This window comes from Caballeronia udeis (genome assembly GCF_001544555.2).
Lineage (GTDB): Bacteria > Pseudomonadota > Gammaproteobacteria > Burkholderiales > Burkholderiaceae > Caballeronia > Caballeronia udeis.
Map to the genome: position 1 here is coordinate 49462 of NZ_FCOK02000043.1, position 17086 is coordinate 66547.

At 61.8% G+C, this 17086-nt stretch carries 14 protein-coding genes; 1 reads left to right on the top strand and 13 read right to left on the bottom strand.

What is annotated here, in order from left to right:
• Nucleotide 1: 1 nt before the first annotated feature.
• Entirely contained in the window at nucleotides 2-1132 is a 1131-nt protein-coding gene (locus AWB69_RS26615) for an NADH:flavin oxidoreductase/NADH oxidase (RefSeq protein ID WP_062089846.1), read from the bottom strand.
• A gap of 7 nt (nucleotides 1133-1139) precedes the next feature.
• A complete protein-coding gene (locus AWB69_RS26620) occupies nucleotides 1140-2081 on the bottom strand; it encodes a dihydrodipicolinate synthase family protein (RefSeq protein ID WP_062089819.1) in 942 nt (313 codons plus the stop codon).
• 439 nt (nucleotides 2082-2520) lie between these two features.
• Between AWB69_RS26620 and AWB69_RS26625 the strand changes: the two genes are divergently transcribed.
• Complete coding sequence (locus AWB69_RS26625) at nucleotides 2521-3651, top strand: porin (RefSeq protein ID WP_062089847.1); 1131 nt, start codon at nucleotides 2521-2523, stop codon at nucleotides 3649-3651.
• A 108-nt stretch (nucleotides 3652-3759) separates the two neighbouring features.
• Here AWB69_RS26625 and AWB69_RS47170 read toward each other — a convergent pair whose 3' ends face one another.
• From AWB69_RS47170 to AWB69_RS26680, 11 genes are all read right to left on the bottom strand, one after another.
• The gene (locus AWB69_RS47170) at nucleotides 3760-4950 is read right to left on the bottom strand and encodes an NAD(P)/FAD-dependent oxidoreductase (RefSeq protein WP_062089820.1); all 1191 of its coding nucleotides are present in this window, start codon (nucleotides 4948-4950) and stop codon (nucleotides 3760-3762) included.
• A complete protein-coding gene (locus AWB69_RS47175; protein WP_062089821.1) occupies nucleotides 4947-6671 on the bottom strand; it encodes an FAD-dependent oxidoreductase in 1725 nt (574 codons plus the stop codon). Before AWB69_RS47175 ends, AWB69_RS47170 begins: the two co-directional genes overlap by 4 nt.
• 46 nt (nucleotides 6672-6717) lie before the next feature.
• Complete coding sequence (locus AWB69_RS26635; RefSeq protein WP_062089822.1) at nucleotides 6718-7443, bottom strand: SDR family NAD(P)-dependent oxidoreductase; 726 nt, start codon at nucleotides 7441-7443, stop codon at nucleotides 6718-6720.
• Nucleotides 7443-8225, bottom strand: a complete 783-nt coding sequence (locus tag AWB69_RS26640) for an SDR family oxidoreductase (RefSeq protein ID WP_063977918.1) — start codon at nucleotides 8223-8225, stop codon at nucleotides 7443-7445. Before AWB69_RS26640 ends, AWB69_RS26635 begins: the two co-directional genes overlap by 1 nt.
• A 62-nt stretch (nucleotides 8226-8287) precedes the next feature.
• On the bottom strand, nucleotides 8288-9703 hold the full coding sequence (locus tag AWB69_RS26645; protein ID WP_062089824.1) for a diaminopimelate decarboxylase family protein: 1416 nt from the start codon (nucleotides 9701-9703) through the stop codon (nucleotides 8288-8290).
• A gap of 48 nt (nucleotides 9704-9751) precedes the next feature.
• Nucleotides 9752-10657: a dihydrodipicolinate synthase family protein gene (locus AWB69_RS26650; protein ID WP_082913602.1), complete on the bottom strand. Its 906-nt coding sequence runs from the start codon at nucleotides 10655-10657 to the stop codon at nucleotides 9752-9754.
• 30 nt (nucleotides 10658-10687) lie between these two features.
• Complete coding sequence (locus AWB69_RS26655; RefSeq protein ID WP_062089826.1) at nucleotides 10688-11815, bottom strand: ABC transporter ATP-binding protein; 1128 nt, start codon at nucleotides 11813-11815, stop codon at nucleotides 10688-10690.
• 65 nt (nucleotides 11816-11880) lie between these two features.
• A complete protein-coding gene (locus AWB69_RS26660; RefSeq protein ID WP_062089827.1) occupies nucleotides 11881-12711 on the bottom strand; it encodes a carbohydrate ABC transporter permease in 831 nt (276 codons plus the stop codon).
• Nucleotides 12698-13624, bottom strand: coding sequence for a carbohydrate ABC transporter permease (locus AWB69_RS26665; RefSeq protein WP_082913603.1), 927 nt, complete (start codon nucleotides 13622-13624; stop codon nucleotides 12698-12700). Before AWB69_RS26665 ends, AWB69_RS26660 begins: the two co-directional genes overlap by 14 nt.
• A 102-nt stretch (nucleotides 13625-13726) precedes the next feature.
• Nucleotides 13727-15094: an ABC transporter substrate-binding protein gene (locus AWB69_RS26670; RefSeq protein ID WP_062089829.1), complete on the bottom strand. Its 1368-nt coding sequence runs from the start codon at nucleotides 15092-15094 to the stop codon at nucleotides 13727-13729.
• Nucleotides 15095-16193: 1099 nt separating this feature from the next.
• The gene (locus AWB69_RS26680) at nucleotides 16194-16736 is read right to left on the bottom strand and encodes a hypothetical protein (protein ID WP_063977919.1); all 543 of its coding nucleotides are present in this window, start codon (nucleotides 16734-16736) and stop codon (nucleotides 16194-16196) included.
• Between the last annotated feature and the right edge of the window lie 350 nt (nucleotides 16737-17086).

The following is a 17086-nucleotide window of genomic DNA, read 5'->3' on the forward strand; positions in this document are numbered from 1 at the left end:
GTTACGTGGAGGAGGTGTCCGGAGCTTGCATGTTACGCCGCGCGAGAAAAAAGCCGAAGTTCTCGGGCAGCAACGCGTGCGGCGTCGGGTGACCCAGCGAGCGCGCCGCACGATACACGAAGTTCGGATCGGCCAGCAGTTCCCGCGCGATGGCCACCAGATCAGCGGAGCCTTCGCTGACAATCGTGTTTGCCTGGCCAGGCTCCGTGATCAGCCCCACCGCCATGGTCGGGATGCCCGCTTCACGACGAATCCGCTCTGCGTAGGGCACCTGATGCCCAGGCGCTTCCGGGCGCGTGGACCTCGCAACCGGGCCACGGATACCACCCGACGAACAGTCGACCAGGTCGATGCCAATGTCCTTCAGCCCACGTGCCAGTTCGATGGTCTCGTCAAGCGTCACGCCCCCCGCGCTTTCATCCACGCAGGACGCGCGATACCACACCGGCATCGCGTCCGGCACCGCTTGCCTGACCGCTTGCGCGGCGTCGAGGGCGAAGCGCGCGCGGTTCTCTGAAGTGCCGCCGTACCGGTCGGTCCTGCTATTCGATATCGGCGATAAAAACTCATGCAACAGATAACCATGCGCACCGTGCACTTCGATAAAGTCGAGACCCGCGCTAACCGCGCGCCGGGCGCTCGCCGCGAACGACCTGGCAATGCGGGCGATCCCAGCCTCGTCGAGCGCGGCGGGAATCGGCCAGCCTTCGGCATGGGCAATCGCCGAAGGCGCGACCGTTGGCCAGCCGCGTGGCGGAGATGCGCTCGCGAGCGGTCCCGCTCCGTCCCACGGACTGGCGGAACTACCCTTGCGCCCGGCATGCCCGATCTGCACACCGACCGAAATGCCCTGCCCGTGATAAAGCTCGGCCAGTTGCCGGAAGCCGTCTATCTGGCTGTCATCCCAAAGCCCGAGACAGCCCTCGCTGATGCGGCCGTCCCGCTCCACCGCAGTGGCTTCGATCACCGCGCCGCCCACGCCGCCGAGTGCAAAACGCGCGTGATGCGCGAGATGCCACGCATTCACCGCGCCTTCGACTGCGCGGTACTGGCACATCGGCGACACGACAATGCGGTTGGAGAAGGTGACGCCTCGCAAACTGAACGGCGTGAACAAGCGGATCCCGGGCATCGCCGGCTCAGCCCTTTTGCGCCGCGCACCGCGCGACATAGGCATTGATATCGTCAATGATCGAGACGATCTTCGCGCGCCGTTCCGTGCCCTCGCTGCCCAGCGCGGCGAACCTGGTCAGCGGTGGCCGTACGTCGCCGACCGGATAACCCTGCGACGCGGCCAGCGCCTTCGAATAGCATTGGTGTCCGTAGGTCGGATGACCCTCCGCGATGATGCGGTCGAAACTGGCAATCATCTTCTGGATGGTCTTGGCCTCCTCCAGTTCGCCCTCGACCAACGCGTTCCACAGCCGCGTGGAGGCCTCGGGGATGTAGTTCGCATACGGATTCACATAGCCGAGCGCGCCGAGCAGGAAACTCTCCACGGGCCGCTCGCCGGCAAACACGTTCATCACGCCTTCGGTCGCTTCGATCACGTCGTAGACCCGGCCGACGTCCATGCTCGCTTCCTTGATATAGCGGATGTTGTCGAATGCCCGCGTCAGGCGCGCCACCAGCTTCGCCGACATGTCGACGTTGGTCGTCACGGGGTTGTTGTAAAGCATGATCGGCAGCGACGTGGCCTCGGAGATCGCCCGGTAATACTCGAAGATCTCGTCGTCAGTCGGGGTGTAGTAATACGGCGGCGCGATCATGAAACCGTCTACGCCCAGCGCTTCTGCCTCACGGGTATAACGCACCGCGTTCGATGTCGACGCGTTCATGGTGCCGACCAGCACATCCATTCGCCCGGCCACATGCTTGACCGTCGCCTCTACATATTGAGTGCGCTCCTCGTCGTTGATGGTCAGGAACTCGCCAGTTGTACCCAGGATGATCACACCGGGAGAGCCCGCTTCTATTTGCCAGTCAAGAAAACGCCTGAGTGCGCCTTCATCGATCGACTCGCCGTCGGCGGTAAAGGGCGTCACGGTCACACCATAGCTGCCACGAAAAACTTTACTCACGTATCTCTCCGTTAAATCATTGAACGCTTGAGCGCAATGCGCACAGTTTTTATGCATGAGATCAAAGTTGGTTTTTTGTCTCCAACCTGCCTTCAAGCCCGTCCAGGACCGAATCAAGCCCTATGCTTGCCCTATATCGGTAAAAATTGATCTGCGTGTTCAGTGGGTTTACACCAATTTCCCAAAAATTTCACAAAATTCCAACATTCAATTTTGTTCACATGGCGTCTGAATGTTAGCATGGCGCACGCTTTGTCACAAAGCGCGTACGTCAAAAAATGTTCCGATGCAGCGCGCACCGTGGCGACTGCGGGACGTGCAAACCACGTGGGCAGGCAGCACGATTCAGGCAAATCTTCGCCAAACTTCGCAACAGCCGCGAAGAAACTGCTTCGTACTGCAAATTTTCAGCAGCATCAATTCAGGGGAGTTGAGTGGCATGAGAACTATCAGGCGGATCGCAGCGCTTGTGGGCGTTGCAGCAACGGGTTTGGCTCACGCGCAGAGCAGCGTCACGCTGTATGGCGTGATCGACGTGGGTCCCACGTTCGTGAGCAATGAAGGCGGTGCGCATAACCTCAAGATGGACGACTCGATTGCCTCGGGCGACCGGTGGGGTCTGAAGGGAACCGAGGATCTTGGCGGCGGGCTCAAGGCGATCTTCACCCTTGAAAACGGGTTCGATGCTCTGAACGGCCAGCTCCGTCAGGGGGGACGCGAATTCGGCCGGCAGGCATGGGTCGGTTTGCAGAACGAGTACGCGGCCATCACTATCGGCCGCCAGTACGACTTGATCTACGACTACACCGCCAACTATGCGATGAGCGCCTGGGCCAGCGGCTATGCCACGCATCAGGGCGATCTGGACCGCATGGGCTGGGAGCGCCTGGATAACGTGGTCAAGATCAAGAGTGCGGATTTCCACGGGCTGCAGGGAGGCGCAATGTATTCGTTCGGCAATGTGGCGGGCAGTCTTCATCAGCAAAGCGCATGGTCCGCGGGCGGGCAGTACAACCACGGCGCGTTCTCGGCCGGCGCGGTGTATCTGCGCATGAACAACCCGTTCGGTTCGAACGCGATCGATCCTTACGCCTCCATGGGCGTCTCCAGTTTTCTGGGCCAGACCACGGCGACACGCAACCCCGTCACCGGGCAAGTCACCGACCTGTTTGCGAGCACGCCCCTGCAGATCGACAGCCAGAGCGTGCTTACGCTTGGCGCAAGCTACGTCATGTCGAACGTCACGTACGGTGTCGCGTACTCGGACGTCTGGTTCAAGGGGTTTGGCCGCACGTCGGCGCTGCGCACCTACGATACGGGCGCGTCGTGGCAGATCACCCCATCTTTCAATGCGGCAGCGGGTTACTTCTACTCGACCTTCGAAGGCCATCACTACAACGAAGCCAGCCTCGGCTTCGACTACGCGTTCACCAAGCGCACCGACGTCTACCTGCAGAGCTCTTACCTGCGGGCGTCGTCGGGTGTGGACGCTGTTCAGGGCTTCCTGTTCACACCGTCAACCACCAGCACGCAGACCAGCGTGCGGATTGGCCTGCGTCACCGCTTCTGATAAAGAAGCGCCGCGCGACTTTCGGGTCGTGCGGCGCGGCGGATTGCTTCCCGGGTCGACATTCAGGCGAGGCCCGGGTTCAGGCATTCACGAGCGCTTATTGCGCGGTCATTGCGCGGTCAGAAGCCGAAGCTCTTCCGCCTGAAAACGCATCGGCGAATAGGGTCGCATGTCGACGCCCGGGTCGCGGCCGGTCATCAGGTCTGCTACCAATCGCGCGGTCAGTGGCCCCAGCGTATAGCCGGCATCGCCGGGAATGGCCGCATGCAATCCGGGCAATCCAGGCATCTCGCCGAGCACGCCCCGGCCATCGACTTTCGAATTCATGCCGGCCCACGTCCGGATGATCTGCAGCGACCCGAGCGCCGGCACCATGAACTGCGCCAGCGATACATTGCCGATCACGCTGGCGGGATCGACAACGGGATAGTCGGCGCCTGCCGCGAGCTTCGCCGGCCACCCGCCGCCGATCACGACCTGCCCCGTCGATAATTGCTTGAGTGTGATGGACCGCTCGGCGTGCTGCACGAGATGCAGGATCAGCGGCGGCGCGGCCTCGGTAATATTCATGTGCAGCGGCTCGGGATCCACCGGCAGGAAGGTCCCTGCACTATCCATCAGCGCGCGCGCGCCGGGGCCCGCCGCAACGGCGACTTGTCTCGCATCGAGCGCGCCGAGCGACGTGGTCAGCGCGAAGCCCGAGCCGGCAGGACGCAGTTGGTTGACCTTGCATTGATCGACAATGGTCACGCCCATGCGTGACGCCCACGCCCTGATCTGGGTGTTGCACTTGAGCGGATTGAGCTTGCCTTCGTTGGCGCACAACTCGGCGCCGAACGCGGCGGGGCCAAGATACGGCGCAATGCGCTGCAGGTCGGCGCGCTCAAGGAGTTCGACTTCGAGGCCCAGCTCTCGTTCACGACGGCTTTTGGCCACGAGGAAATCGAACTGTTCCGGCGTCTCGGCGACCATCAGGCCACCCGACACCTTCATTTCGAAATCCGCGTTAATGGCTCGCTCGAATTCCCGCCAGTACTCGACCGCTTTCGGATAAAGCGGCAACTGCTGTTCAAAACTGGCCACGCGCTCGGGAAAGAGCCGCATGAAACGACTCTGCATCTGCACATGAAGGCTGCCGGCATTCGCTGTCGACGCGGCAGAGCCGCCGGCATCGAGCAGCATGACGTCCCGCCCGCGCTGCGCGAGAAAACCGGCCAGGCACAATCCGACAATGCCCACGCCAATGACTGCGACATCGGTTTGCCGGCGCGGCAAAGCGCCCATCGTGGGATCGTTCATGAATCGTCGCCGTGGCCGGCCAGTTCCGCAATCGATACCGGCTTGACTGGAACACGGGGGGCAAATCCGGACATCTCGTCGCGCGAACGGCCGAAGCGTTCGCAGACGATCTCGTCGAGAACGGGCGCGCAGTAACGCCCCTGGCAGCGTCCCATGCCGATGCGCGTACGCCGCTTGATCGCGCCGACCGTACTCAGGCCCTCGTCGAGCGCTGCGTCCAGCTCGCCGAAGGTGACTTCCTCGCAGCGGCAGATCACGGTGTCGCCGCAGCGTTCCTTCGGAGCATTCAGCGGACTTGCATAGACAGTCCAGAGCGCTTGCTGGAAGCGGCGCTGTCTAGCCAGATCGGCAACTGCGCGATCGCGTTCGCCGGCGAGTGGACCTGCGAGCGCATGGCCCAGCGACACCGCAACCGCCGCGCCGACGACCGAGCCTTCCGCAAGCGCCGCCTTCGCTCCGCCAAGACCCGTGCAATCACCGAGCGCATAGACGCCCGCGACGCTGGTCAGGCCCGTGTCATCGCGGCGTGTTGCAAGCTGCCGCCGATCGGTATCGAAGTCATGCGTGCACCCAAGCGCACGCAGCAGTTCGTTGGCTGGCTCAAAGCCGTAACCGAGACAGACGATATCGACATCAATACGCGGCGCAAGCGTCTCGCCCGACACACGTGCAAGGGTGACCGACAGCCCGCTCCCGGTTTTCTCTATGGCCTCGATCACAGTGTCATTGATGATGTGCACGCCGTTGCGCTTCACCATCCGGCTATAGCCGACACCCTCGGCAACGAGCCCGGGCGCCGCGAGAGCCATCGTGACGAGCGGGCCCAATGTGGCCAGTCCAGGCCGCGGCGCCGCTTCAACCACAGCCGCGACGCTCGCACCGCCGCTCAGGAGCTCAGCCGCGAGTTGCAGGTTGAGCGGCCCGTTGCCCGCGATCAGCACGCGCTTGCCAGGCAGGCGCCGTGACGTGCGCCACAGCGTTTGCGCGGCGCCGGTCGTCATCACGCCCGGCAGCGTCCAGCCCGGTACTTGCCAGCCGCGCTCGTAGGCGCCTGTCGCGACAATGCACGCTGCGGGCCGGAAGCGGATCGACCGTCCACGTACCGTCGCGATGAACTCCTTTGGCTCGAACGCGCCCCAGACCAGCGCGTCGTGGATGATCTCCACGCCCGCCTTGCGCGCCGATTCGATGAGCGCCGCGCCCCGGCGATGCTGCGCGTCGGGAGGCGCGATCCCTGGTTCCGACGCCGATGCGGACGCCGACACCCCCAACTGCTTGTAGTACTGGCCGCCGGCCTGACTGCGTTCGTCGAGCACGGTGACCTGCACGCCGGCCCGTTGCGCGAAGAGCGCGGCGGACAATCCACCCGGCCCGGCGCCGATCACAAGCAAGGCGGGTTCGCGTATTTCAGGTTCAGGCGAGCCGGCGTAACTGCCCGAAGCGGACGCCGTCACCGGCGGCAGTGGGCGTGCGTGCACGCCGCGCCGGACGGTGACCGGCTTCTCGATCTTCGTCATGCACGCGCGGCGATTCGCGACGCCGTCTATTTCGACGAGGCAATCCTGGCATACGCCCATTCCGCAGAACACGCCGCGCGGCTGACCCGAGACGGTGGTCCGGAACTGCTGCACACCATGCGCGATGAGCGCCGCCGCCAGGGTTTCACCGGCCCGGGCGTGAAGCGTCTCGCCGTCGAACTGGATAGGAATCGTTTGGGTCATGGTCGATCAATGGGTACATCAGCAAGCATAAAACAAATGATCCGGCTCAAAGCGACGGCTCCAGCCGGGTGTTCAAGACAAGTTCGGCCACGGTCGCATTGTTCGGCAGCGACAACAAGAAAGCGATCGTATCCGCGACAGTTTCCGGGCGCAGCCGATCGGCCACGGGACTTGCGCTGGCAAAGTGCGCGATCAGTTCTGTATCCACCGCGCCGGGACACAGCGCGGTCGCGCGCACACCACTCTCCCAGCCGTCGAAGCGCGCCGCGTGCGTGAGCGCCATCACGGCGTGCTTCGTCATCGAGTAGCCGATGGAATCCGTCGGCCGATACCGCTTGCCATCGGTGGAGGCCACGTTGATCACCCGGCCGCGGCCGCCCATTCTCAGCGCGGGCATCGCGGCGCGAATCGTGCGGAACGGCCCCTTCACGTTGACCTCCCACATCTGGTCGAGCGCGCTTTCGTCGCCTCGTTCAAGCACTATTTCGAGCAGGATGCCGGCGTTGTTGATCAACGCATCAATACGACCGAAGCGCGCCAGTGTCGCCGCGACCCACGCGGCGGGCGACGCGGCGTCGAACGCATCGTAGTGCCCGACCAGCACGCGCGCCGTATCTGCCGCGAGCGCCGGATCGACGCTCGCTGGATCGCGTACACCGAGCGAAAGCGTGTACCCGTCGTTGTAGAGACGCTGCGCGATAGCTGCGCCGATACCCCTGGACGCACCCGACAACATGACCACGCCGCGCTCTTCCCCGTTAGCTTGAGTCATCAAAAGAGCCCTTGATAGACACCGCCGTCGTTGACAATGTTCTGCGCTGTCATGAAGCCGTTCTGGGCGCTGCACAAGAACGCGATCAGGTCGCCGCACTCGGACGGGTCCGCAAAGCGTCCTGCCGGACAGTGGCTCAACCGGTCCGCGACTATTGCTTCATAGCTTGTGTTGCCGCGTGCCGCATGACCGTGCAGGTTCGTGATCAGCGCGTCGGTTTCGAAGAGTCCGGGGCACACGCTGTTGATCACCACGTTGTGAGGAATCAGCTCGCGCGCCATGGCGGCAATCGCGCCGGCGAGCGCGAGCCGCGCCGCGTGACTAGGCCCGAAGCCGACCTGTGGAAATTTGATAAAGCTCACCGACATGTTGACGATACGGCCAAAACCGCGCTCGCTCATACCCGGCACGACAGCGCGGATGAGTTCGAGCGACGAAAAGAAATGCGCTTCCATCCAGCCGTCCCACGCCTCACGCGTGATCGTCCGGAAGTTATCGGGGACCTGGCGAATCCCGGGATTGGCAACCAGGATATCCACGACCCCGGCCTGTTCGAGCACCTCGGCACGTCCTTGCGCGGTGCTCAGATCAGCGCTGACGGTCGCGACATTCACACCGGTTTCGGCAACGAGCTGGCGCGCAGCAGTTTGAAGTGTTTCCTGTGAGCGCGCGACCAGTGTCAGGTCCACACCCTCCCGCGCAAGCGAACGCGCCGCTGCCAGTCCCAGCCCCTTGCTGCCGCCGCACACCACCGCGCGACGGCCTTCGATACCTAGATTCATGATGTCTCCGCAGGCCGGCATACCGCATGCCGGCTCGAATGAGGTTTGTCTTGCACCGGTCTTCAGGCCGGCTTTGCGAACGAGGCTGCCAGCAATCGCGGCGGCACCTTGAAGCGGCCGGCGACATCGCGCCACTGCTCGCGCACCGTGGTGATCTCGGCGGTGTCTCCGGCAACCAGCACCGTGGCCGGCAGCAATTGCGCGTTGTAGCGCGCAGCACCGGACTCCGTGTATCCGCCGGCGTCCAGGAACGCAACAAAATCGCCGCGGGCAAGCGGCGGCATCATGCGGTCCGCGCCGATTTCATCGGAGTTGCACAGCGGTCCGACCAGATCCACGTGGTCCGTCGCGTCACGCGCCGTGTCATTCACCGCTACCGCGTGGTAGTACCAGTCGAGGGCGGACGCCCAGGAAAGATGATTCGTCGACAAGTCGAGGTTCACCCATTTCTTCGACGCCCCTTGCTTGATCGCGCCTACTCGGCCGACGGCGACACCCGAAGGCCCCGAGATTGCGCGGCCCGGTTCGATCCGCAATTTCGGCAGCGGCAAGCCCAGCCGCTCCGCTTCCTCGCGGATCGCCGCAGCGCAAAGGCGACCATAGATCTCGGGCGTAGGGGCTGCGTTGTCATCGATCTGCGAACGCGGCCCGGTGCCGTACCATTTTCCGAAGGTCCAGCCCCCGCCAATATCGATGCAGGGCGGCGTCCAGCCGGTTTCATCGCGCAGGAAGCCGGACCAGGTGATCATCTCGCGCGCCATGATCGCGAAGTTCTCGGGATCGTTCGACATGCGGCTCAGGTGGAAATGCGTTTCCTTCAGTTCGATGTTTGGCATCTGCTGCGCGCGCTTCACGATCTCGACCGTCTGTTCGCGCGTCATGCCCCACTTGGTGGAATCGCTTTGCTCCTTGAGCGTGCCGGGGCCGTGCATGGCAACGCCCGTGCGTCCCGCCAGCGGCAGCAGGTCCAGCTTCAGCCGGATGCCTATACTGACCGTCTTGCCGAGCCTGCTTGAAATAGCGTCGATGCGATCCAGTTCGTCCATTGCATCGATATTCACGCAGATGCCGTTGGCGATCGCCATCTCGAGTTCTTCGTCCTGCTTGTTCGAGCCGTTCAGCACGAGCTTCTGCGGATCAGTGCCCGCCAGCAGCGCGATATACATCTCGTTCACGCCGAAGCAGTCGCCTCCCGCCCCCTCCTGGTTAAGAATGTGGCGGATGGCAAGGCCGTTGTTCGACTTGTTGGCAAACAGGATTTCAACCTGCGGATAGTCGGCGAGAAAGCCGTCGCGAAACGCGCGATACCGGTCACGCAGCTCGTTTTCCGAAATGATGTAGAGCGGGGCGCCATGCGTCTGTGCAAGCGCCTGCACGTCGCAGCCGTCGACCCATAGATTGCCGTTGGAACCTATGCCGATGTACTTGCCGTATTGCACGGAAAAACCGCAGGGGTTTGCAGCCGTTCGTTCTGTCATTGCCTTCTCCTTGCTGAAGTCTGGTGTCTGAGTCCGCTGGGGTCCGCGCTACAGCAGACCTTCGGCCTGCAAGCCGGCCGCGAGCGCATCGCGCTGGGCGGCGCCGAGCGAACGCAGCGGCGCGCGCGGCTTGCCGCCGCCGGGAATGTCCAGCAGGTCCATGGCGGCCTTCGTCGATGGATAAAGCGTGCGGCCATCGCTCGTGAACAAATCGGTCAGGCGGCGCCCCATGGCCTGGAGGCGCGCGGCGAGCGTGGTGTCGCCATCGCGTGCGGCTTCAAAGAGCATTTGGCCGCCCTCGTCCCACACATTCGGGAAACAATCGATCACGCCATCCGCGCCCAGTTGCACCGCCGGGACGCCAAACACCGAGGACGGCCCGCAAAACACACGCAGGCTGTCGCGCACCGCCAGGAAGGTGCCGTAGAAGTTGTTCCAGTCGCCCGAGCTTTCCTTGACGGCCACCACGCGCTCGAGCTGGCCCAGACGCGCGACCAGCTTCGGCGTCAGGTAGTTCACCGCGTTGCCGGGAATGTTGTAGAGCATGACCGGCAAGCCGATGCGCGCAGTGACATCGGCGTAGTGCGCGTGGATTTCATCGTCGGTCAGTTTGACGAAGTAAGGCGGCAGGATCAGCGCACCATCGCAGCCCGCCTTTTCCGCCTGCAATGTCAGCGCAACGGTGTCTTCCACCCCGATCATTCCCGTCCCGGCGATCAACGTGCCGCGTGTGCCGATCACCGCTTTCGAGCTTGCGAAAAGCCGGGCGCGTTCTTCGGCGCTCATCGCCCAGAATTCACCGGTGCATCCGCCTACCACCACCCCCGTCGCACCCAAGGCGAGATGGCGATCAATCACATCGCCCAGTTCGCGTTCGTCGATCTTGCCGTTGTCGTCGAACGGCGTCGTGATGGCCGGCATGGCTCCGGACCAGCTCACACTATCTCTGTTCATGCAAAAATCCCGTAGTCGTAAAGAAATTGTTCAGGCTGCGTCGCGCGTGCGCTTGATCGACGTGACGTTCTTATCGTCACGGTTCTGGCGCAGGCCGCTCTTGCGCGAAAACACGTGCACGCGCGCGAGCGTCACGTCAAACGGCACGTCCTGGCCCGCGCGAAGCTCGGCCGCAAGCGGCACGTCGCTCGCAATGCGCGTGCACAGCGTCGCGCCGCCGCAATCCATCAGCACGATGGATTCATGCCCGGTCGGCTCGACCACCTTGACGCGCGCGCTATGGATTCCACGACCAAGCACGATGTCCTCGGGCCGCAGGCCGATCGCCACCTCCCGGTCCGCGTCCGTTTGAAGCGCTGCATGCGGCACGCGCAGGGAAAGCCCGCCTGCGCGCACGGCAAAGCCGCTGTCATCGCGCTGCAGGTCGCCATTGACCAGCGACATTGCCGGCGTGCCGATGAAGCCGGCTACAAACTGGTTCGCCGGGCGGTAATATATTTCGTCGGGCGTGCCGAACTGCTGCAGCACGCCGCCATTCATCACGGCGATACGCGTGGACATGGTCATCGCCTCGAGCTGATCATGCGTGACGTAGACGGTGGTCGTGCCAATGCGCTGATGCAACTCGATCAGCTCGGCGCGCATGTGAGCACGCAGCTTGGCGTCGAGATTCGACAGCGGTTCGTCCAGCAGGAACACCTTGGGTTTGCGGATCAGCGCCCGGCCGAGCGCCACGCGCTGCTGCTGCCCGCCTGAAAGCTGTTTCGGCTTTCTCGCCAGCAACGGTTCGAGTTGCAGCAACTGCGCAATATGGGTCAGCATCGCCGGCCATTCGCGCTTCGGGATGCCGCGCTTTTTCAGCGGATAGACAATGTTCTCCGCTACCGTCAAATGCGGATATAACGCGTACGACTGGAACACCATCGCTATGTCGCGTTTGGCCGGCGGCAGTTCGTGCACTTCCTCGCCGCCTATGTGAATCGCGCCGCTCGTCGGCTGTTCCAGCCCGGCGAGCATGCGCAGCGTGGTCGTTTTTCCACAGCCTGACGGCCCCAGCAGGCAGACAAATTCGCCATCGCGAATATCGAGGTCGAGCGACGGAATGGATACCACGTCGCCAAAGACCTTGCGTACGTTCTTGAAACTTACTGCTGCCATGGATCTGCTCCGGAATGCGTGATCATGATGTCGTGCGTGATGTTGCGCATGAGGTCCCTGAACGCTCATCCCTTCACGCTGCCCGCGCCGAAGCCGCTGGTCAGGTAGCGCTGGAGGAAAGCGAAGAAGAACAGCAGCGGCACGCTCATCATCACGGAGGCCGCCATCAGCAGCGACCACTCGATGTTGAACGACGACACAAGCATGTTCATTACTCCAGTGGTCAGAGGACGGGTTTCATCGGTGTTGACCATGACAAGCGCGTACAGGTACTCGTTCCACGCAAGGATGAAGGTGAACAGCGCGGTCGAGATGATGCCTGGCAGCGCCTGCGGCAGGATTACGTCCATGAATGCGCCGAGACGGCTCGCCCCGTCCACCAAGGCTGCTGCTTCAAGGTCTTCCGGAATGCCCGCCATGAAAGAACGCAGCAGCCACAGCGCATACGGCAGCGCGAACGTGGTGTACGAGATGACAAGACTCGTCAGTGTGTTCTCCAGCCCGAGCTTCACCATCATCAGGTAGAGAGGTATGATCAGTACAACCGATGGCATCAGGTAAGTGCAGAGTACCGCGATGGCAATCGTCTCGCGCCCCCGGTACTTGAAGCGCGCAAGACTGTAGCCGCCCAGCGTTGCAACCACCATCACCACCACGGTCGTTGCCGCTGACAGCACCACGGAGTTCCAGAAATAGCTGAGAAAAGGCGTGTCTTCCAGCAGCCGCTGGTAGTGCTCAAACGTCACGTGCTCAGGCAGCAACTTGATCGGGAACACAAACAATTCGCTTTGCGGCTTGATCGACGTGAGCAGCATCCAGATCAGCGGAAACACCATCAGGATCACGATCACCCAGGTGATGACCGATGCCGGCAGGTTGGTTTTATCGGCTCGCATCCTGGCTCCTTGTGCGTTGCGAACGGTAAAGATAAGCCGCCATCAGCACACCCATCACTACCATCATGCCGACCGCCGATGTGGAAGCAGTGCCCATCTGGTTCAGCCCGAAGGCTTGTTGATAGACAAGCAGCGGCACCGAGCGCGTCTGATTGACCGGACCTCCCCCCGTCATCAGGTACAGCAGGTCGAACTCCTTGAAGTCCCAGATGATTCGCAACAGGATCACTACGCCCAGGACTTCCCTGAGTTGTGGCAGCGTTACATCGAAGAAACGGCCGAAGGGTCCGGCGCCATCCATGCGGGCGGCTTCGTAAAGCGACAAAGGTATGGTCTGCAAGCGCGCCAGCACGGCAATCACCACGAACGGGAAATACTTCCATGTCCCAACCAGCACAATGCTGATCATCGCGTTCGGCATCTGCCCAAGCCAGTTGACCGGCGCGTCGACAATATGCAGCTCCAGCAGGACCTGGTTCAGCAAGCCATAGAGATCGTTGAACAGCCAACGCCAGACAAGTACCGCCACGACAGTGGAGACGAAATACGGAAACAACACGAGGCTGCGGGCCGCCGACCGGAACATGATCTTCTCGTTAAGGAGCAGCGCCATGCCGACGCCGCAGAGAATCTGCAGGACGAGCGTTGACGTCGTCCAGACAATCGTCACCCACAGCGAGAACCAGAAGGTAGACGAGCCCAGCATGTCCCGATAATTGGCGAGCCCCACGAAGGTGGATTGCTGTGTCGGCGTATACACCGCGTTGAGGGAGAGCCACAACGCGTAAAGCAGCGGATAAACAATTGTTGCGATCAGCAACAGCACCGCCGGTGCGATCAGCAGAACGCCGAGCCGGCTGTAAGTCGACTCGAGGGATCGAATGCCCATGCCGGGCAATGAAACTGTAGCCATGCGTTTTCCGTAACGTGTCCGTCCATGACTGCACAAGCCACGGACGGTGAATGGCGTAAGAGCGCAACGAACACTGCCTGCTGGTGGCAGGCAGTATCGCGTTCAGGCTTTCATCAGCGTTTCAAGCTTCTTCGCTGTTGCGCCGACGACGGACTTGGGAGGCTCGTTGTTCAGTACGACTCGCTGGACCATCTCGGCCAACACATTGCTCGCCACAATCTCGTTAGCACGACGATTGGGTTTGTGAGCCGGCGACTCGTAGCCGAGATTGTGACCCGACGCAGCCGCAGCCGACATGAGCTCCACTTCTTTAGGATACTTTTTGATGATCGCGTTACTGGTGTAGCGCGGGTCCGAGGCAATCGTCTTCAGCACCGGCAGGAGGTGCGCTGGTGCGCCGAGCAACTCGGAAATGTAGCCGGCCGGATCGAAGAGGTATTCCGCGAACAATTTGGATGACGAAATATTTTTCGCCTTCTTAGGGATGAAGACGCAGGGAAAGTCGTTATAAGTCCATGCCGGCACCGACTTCGAGATCGTCGGGTAGGTCGAGCACGTCACCGAATCGGCAATCCCGGGGTTCTGCGTTGCAATGTTGTCGAGTACGCGGCCACCGTAGATCCCGGTCGCGGTCGAGCCGGAGACAAAGGCGGTCAAGCTTTCGCCCCAGCTATAGCCCGTGGCGCCGGGCGGACAGAATTCGCGCATCGATTTATAGAAGTCAAGTGCGTCGAGCGTCGCCTGACTGTCGACAGCAACCTGCAAATCCGGCGTGAATACCTGGCCGCCTGCCCGATGGATGAAACCGAGCATGATCAGCGACGTCATGCTGTTCAGGCCGTACGGCAGTGGCGCACCATAGATTCGCCCGCCCTGCATCTTCTTGCAGGCCGTGCGCAATTCGTCCCAGGTTTCCGGCATCTTGTCGACGCCGGCCCTCTGCATCAGGTCGCGCCGGATCCACATGACATCCGCCGCAGTATTTGCCAGGCCTGTGGCGCACAATTTGCCGTCGGCGGTCTTGAAGACATCGTTTGCGTTCGGATAGTACTTGTCGAGGCCCACGGCTACGGCGACGTCATCGACAGGTTCAACCAGGCCATCAGCAAAATACGTCTGAGCGGCATACGACGGCAGGTGCGTGATGATGTCCGGCACCTGATTCGCTGCGAACGCCGCAGCTAATTGTGCGGGATAACCCTCGTCGGACGTGGCTTCGAACACAACTTTGACGCCCGGATGCGTCGCCATGAAACCAGCGATCTGCGCCTTGTAAGCCTTGAGTTGGTCCGGCGCGGCTTGCGTCGACCACCAGCGCAATGTGATGGGCTCCGCGCCGAAGGCGCTTCGACCGAATGGCAAGCCTGCTACCGTCGCCGATACGCCGGCCGATGCGGCCAACTTGAGCAGGCGGCGCCGCTTTGCCGAATGACCTGCTGACTTCTCCCCGCGATCCTCGTTAAACGTCATGCCACCCTACCCCCGTCAATTGTGTGCGCCTGTCGCACCGATGTGCGTATTTATACCCGATCATAAATCGCCGAACAACGCCTGTTTGGGCTTTTGGACGCGGTTTTTTGAAATTATTTTCTTGCATTTGGATTTATGTTCGTAGGGCGCACACTGTTTCTGGTTCATTTTCTTCTCATGAGGCGCAAGGCTAGTTCGCGTCTGTCCTTGTCGCGTCAGCGAGCGCGCAAGGCCAAGCCGCGCGTGACGCGCTTTCTACAGGAGGATCTTTGGCAAGCCGTTAAAACCTCGATCGACGCGATGTCGCGTGACACCGCACGGGCGCAGGAGCACTACACCCGCGTACGTTGCCTGATATCGCTCTTGTAATTGCCGGGTCTGTGCATTTCGGAAGTCGCGAGCAAACCGATGGGGGGATTTTTAGACGGCAGGACCGCGACGGCCGGGACCGCCGGTGGCTAACGGTGACAAGGAGGGTTTGTTGCCGGCGACGACCGAACTGACGGCGGAGTTGACCCGCTATTGCCGGCACCATGTTAATTCGTATTCCTTATTCTCGTTGATCCCTGCTCCATACCCTGCCTATTGAACTGGACAACATTCGAGATGGAGGGCGCAGCGATCTCGTCTGATAGCAAGCCTTTGCGGCCTTCGCTAACGACCGGACAAGACCACCGCGATACATCGCCATCCGCTCTTTGAGTACCAGGCCTATTGGCGTACAGGTGGGATTCCGGTGCGGTTAGGCGCTCTAGGATCCGGACTCTCAGTTGTTCTCGTGCCGTTGCTTCGCATACTGCTGATTATGCCGTCTGTGCCTTTCGTGAGGCCCGCGCCAGCTCGCACGTCATCGCCGGCAGCGACGCCCGGCGGTGCGCCCATGCCATTGCCGCTTTGAACGAGCGCTGCGTTCCCGACGTCGGTCACGCCGCCTCCTGCTTGCGCGTAGCACTCGCCTGACATAGCGATAACTAAGACTGAAAAAACTGAAAAACAGATCTTCTTTGTCGCGACTATCATTTTCGACTCCAAAAAACCTTATTGCCTTGCGCATCGGATGCGAGCGCAAGAGGTGAGCCAGGCGCATGAAGCCAGGGGGCTACCGGCGCCCCCCGCCGCCTCCGTGAAAACCGCCTCCTCCAAAGAATGCGCCTCCTCCGTGAAAACCGCCCCCTCCATGAAAGCCACCCCCGCCATGAAAACCGCCTCCTCCATGAAAGCCGCCGCGGAAGCCTCCGTGCGGTCCGAAGTGGACATGATCCATATGATGGAAGTGATGAAACCGATCGACGAAGATGAACGAGGCGCCGAAGCCGAACGCCACAGGCGGCCCATAAAACCACGGGTCGTAATAGGGATAGTACGGATACGGGGGCGGCGGGGAAACGTCACCCGTATCGAAGCTCGCGTCCTGCTGCTGGATCTGCCAAGTGCCGTCGGGCTGCTTGCACGCGAGGCCCGATATGTTCTGCGTGGTGCCATCGATATCCGCCGTGCCGTTGACCATGCGGCACGTGGGCGACACGGCCGATGTGGTCGTCATGTCGTTCAGCGGACCAGCCTGGTCGGGCTGCGACGCCATCGGCGTCGCGCACGCGACACAACTGCAAAGCACCATTCCAAGTCCAATAAAGTTGCGCATGAATCCGTCCTGCTCGACGGTCCGGTACCACGACGCGGACCGCCGCGCCGACACCGTGAAGACCCCATCGGTTCGCCTCGCAGAGCGCGTTGCCAGAGCATGTGAATTCGCATGTGAAGTGTGCACGACGACGCGGACCTGCTGAATATAAAACGCGTCGCCGGCTGACGTTATTCCGCTTTCTGGCCCCAGTTGCGCCATCGGTTTGTTACGTCGTGTTTCCAGTCAGATCAGGATGGAATCTGCAACATGGCGCTGCTTACAGAGACCAGAAGGGATCCATCGTGGAAGTTACAGACTGCGCCGCCTTGAGGAAGTTCAAAGACACGACGCTTCCCGAGGTCTATCGC

Bases quoted from the DNA above. Each gene is read 5' to 3' on its own strand.
- AWB69_RS26645 (WP_062089824.1), bottom strand. From the start codon at position 9,703: ATGACAGAACGAACGGCTGCAAACCCCTGCGGTTTTTCCGTGCAATAC.
- AWB69_RS26625 (WP_062089847.1), top strand. From the start codon at position 2,521: ATGAGAACTATCAGGCGGATCGCAGCGCTTGTGGGCGTTGCAGCAACG.
- AWB69_RS26665 (WP_082913603.1), bottom strand. From the start codon at position 13,624: ATGGCTACAGTTTCATTGCCCGGCATGGGCATTCGATCCCTCGAGTCG.
- AWB69_RS26635 (WP_062089822.1), bottom strand. From the start codon at position 7,443: ATGACTCAAGCTAACGGGGAAGAGCGCGGCGTGGTCATGTTGTCGGGT.
- AWB69_RS47170 (WP_062089820.1), bottom strand. From the start codon at position 4,950: ATGAACGATCCCACGATGGGCGCTTTGCCGCGCCGGCAAACCGATGTC.
- AWB69_RS26680 (WP_063977919.1), bottom strand. From the start codon at position 16,736: ATGCGCAACTTTATTGGACTTGGAATGGTGCTTTGCAGTTGTGTCGCG.
- AWB69_RS26655 (WP_062089826.1), bottom strand. From the start codon at position 11,815: ATGGCAGCAGTAAGTTTCAAGAACGTACGCAAGGTCTTTGGCGACGTG.
- AWB69_RS26670 (WP_062089829.1), bottom strand. From the start codon at position 15,094: ATGACGTTTAACGAGGATCGCGGGGAGAAGTCAGCAGGTCATTCGGCA.
- AWB69_RS26640 (WP_063977918.1), bottom strand. From the start codon at position 8,225: ATGAATCTAGGTATCGAAGGCCGTCGCGCGGTGGTGTGCGGCGGCAGC.
- AWB69_RS26615 (WP_062089846.1), bottom strand. From the start codon at position 1,132: ATGCCCGGGATCCGCTTGTTCACGCCGTTCAGTTTGCGAGGCGTCACC.
- AWB69_RS26660 (WP_062089827.1), bottom strand. From the start codon at position 12,711: ATGCGAGCCGATAAAACCAACCTGCCGGCATCGGTCATCACCTGGGTG.
- AWB69_RS26650 (WP_082913602.1), bottom strand. From the start codon at position 10,657: ATGAACAGAGATAGTGTGAGCTGGTCCGGAGCCATGCCGGCCATCACG.
- AWB69_RS47175 (WP_062089821.1), bottom strand. From the start codon at position 6,671: ATGACCCAAACGATTCCTATCCAGTTCGACGGCGAGACGCTTCACGCC.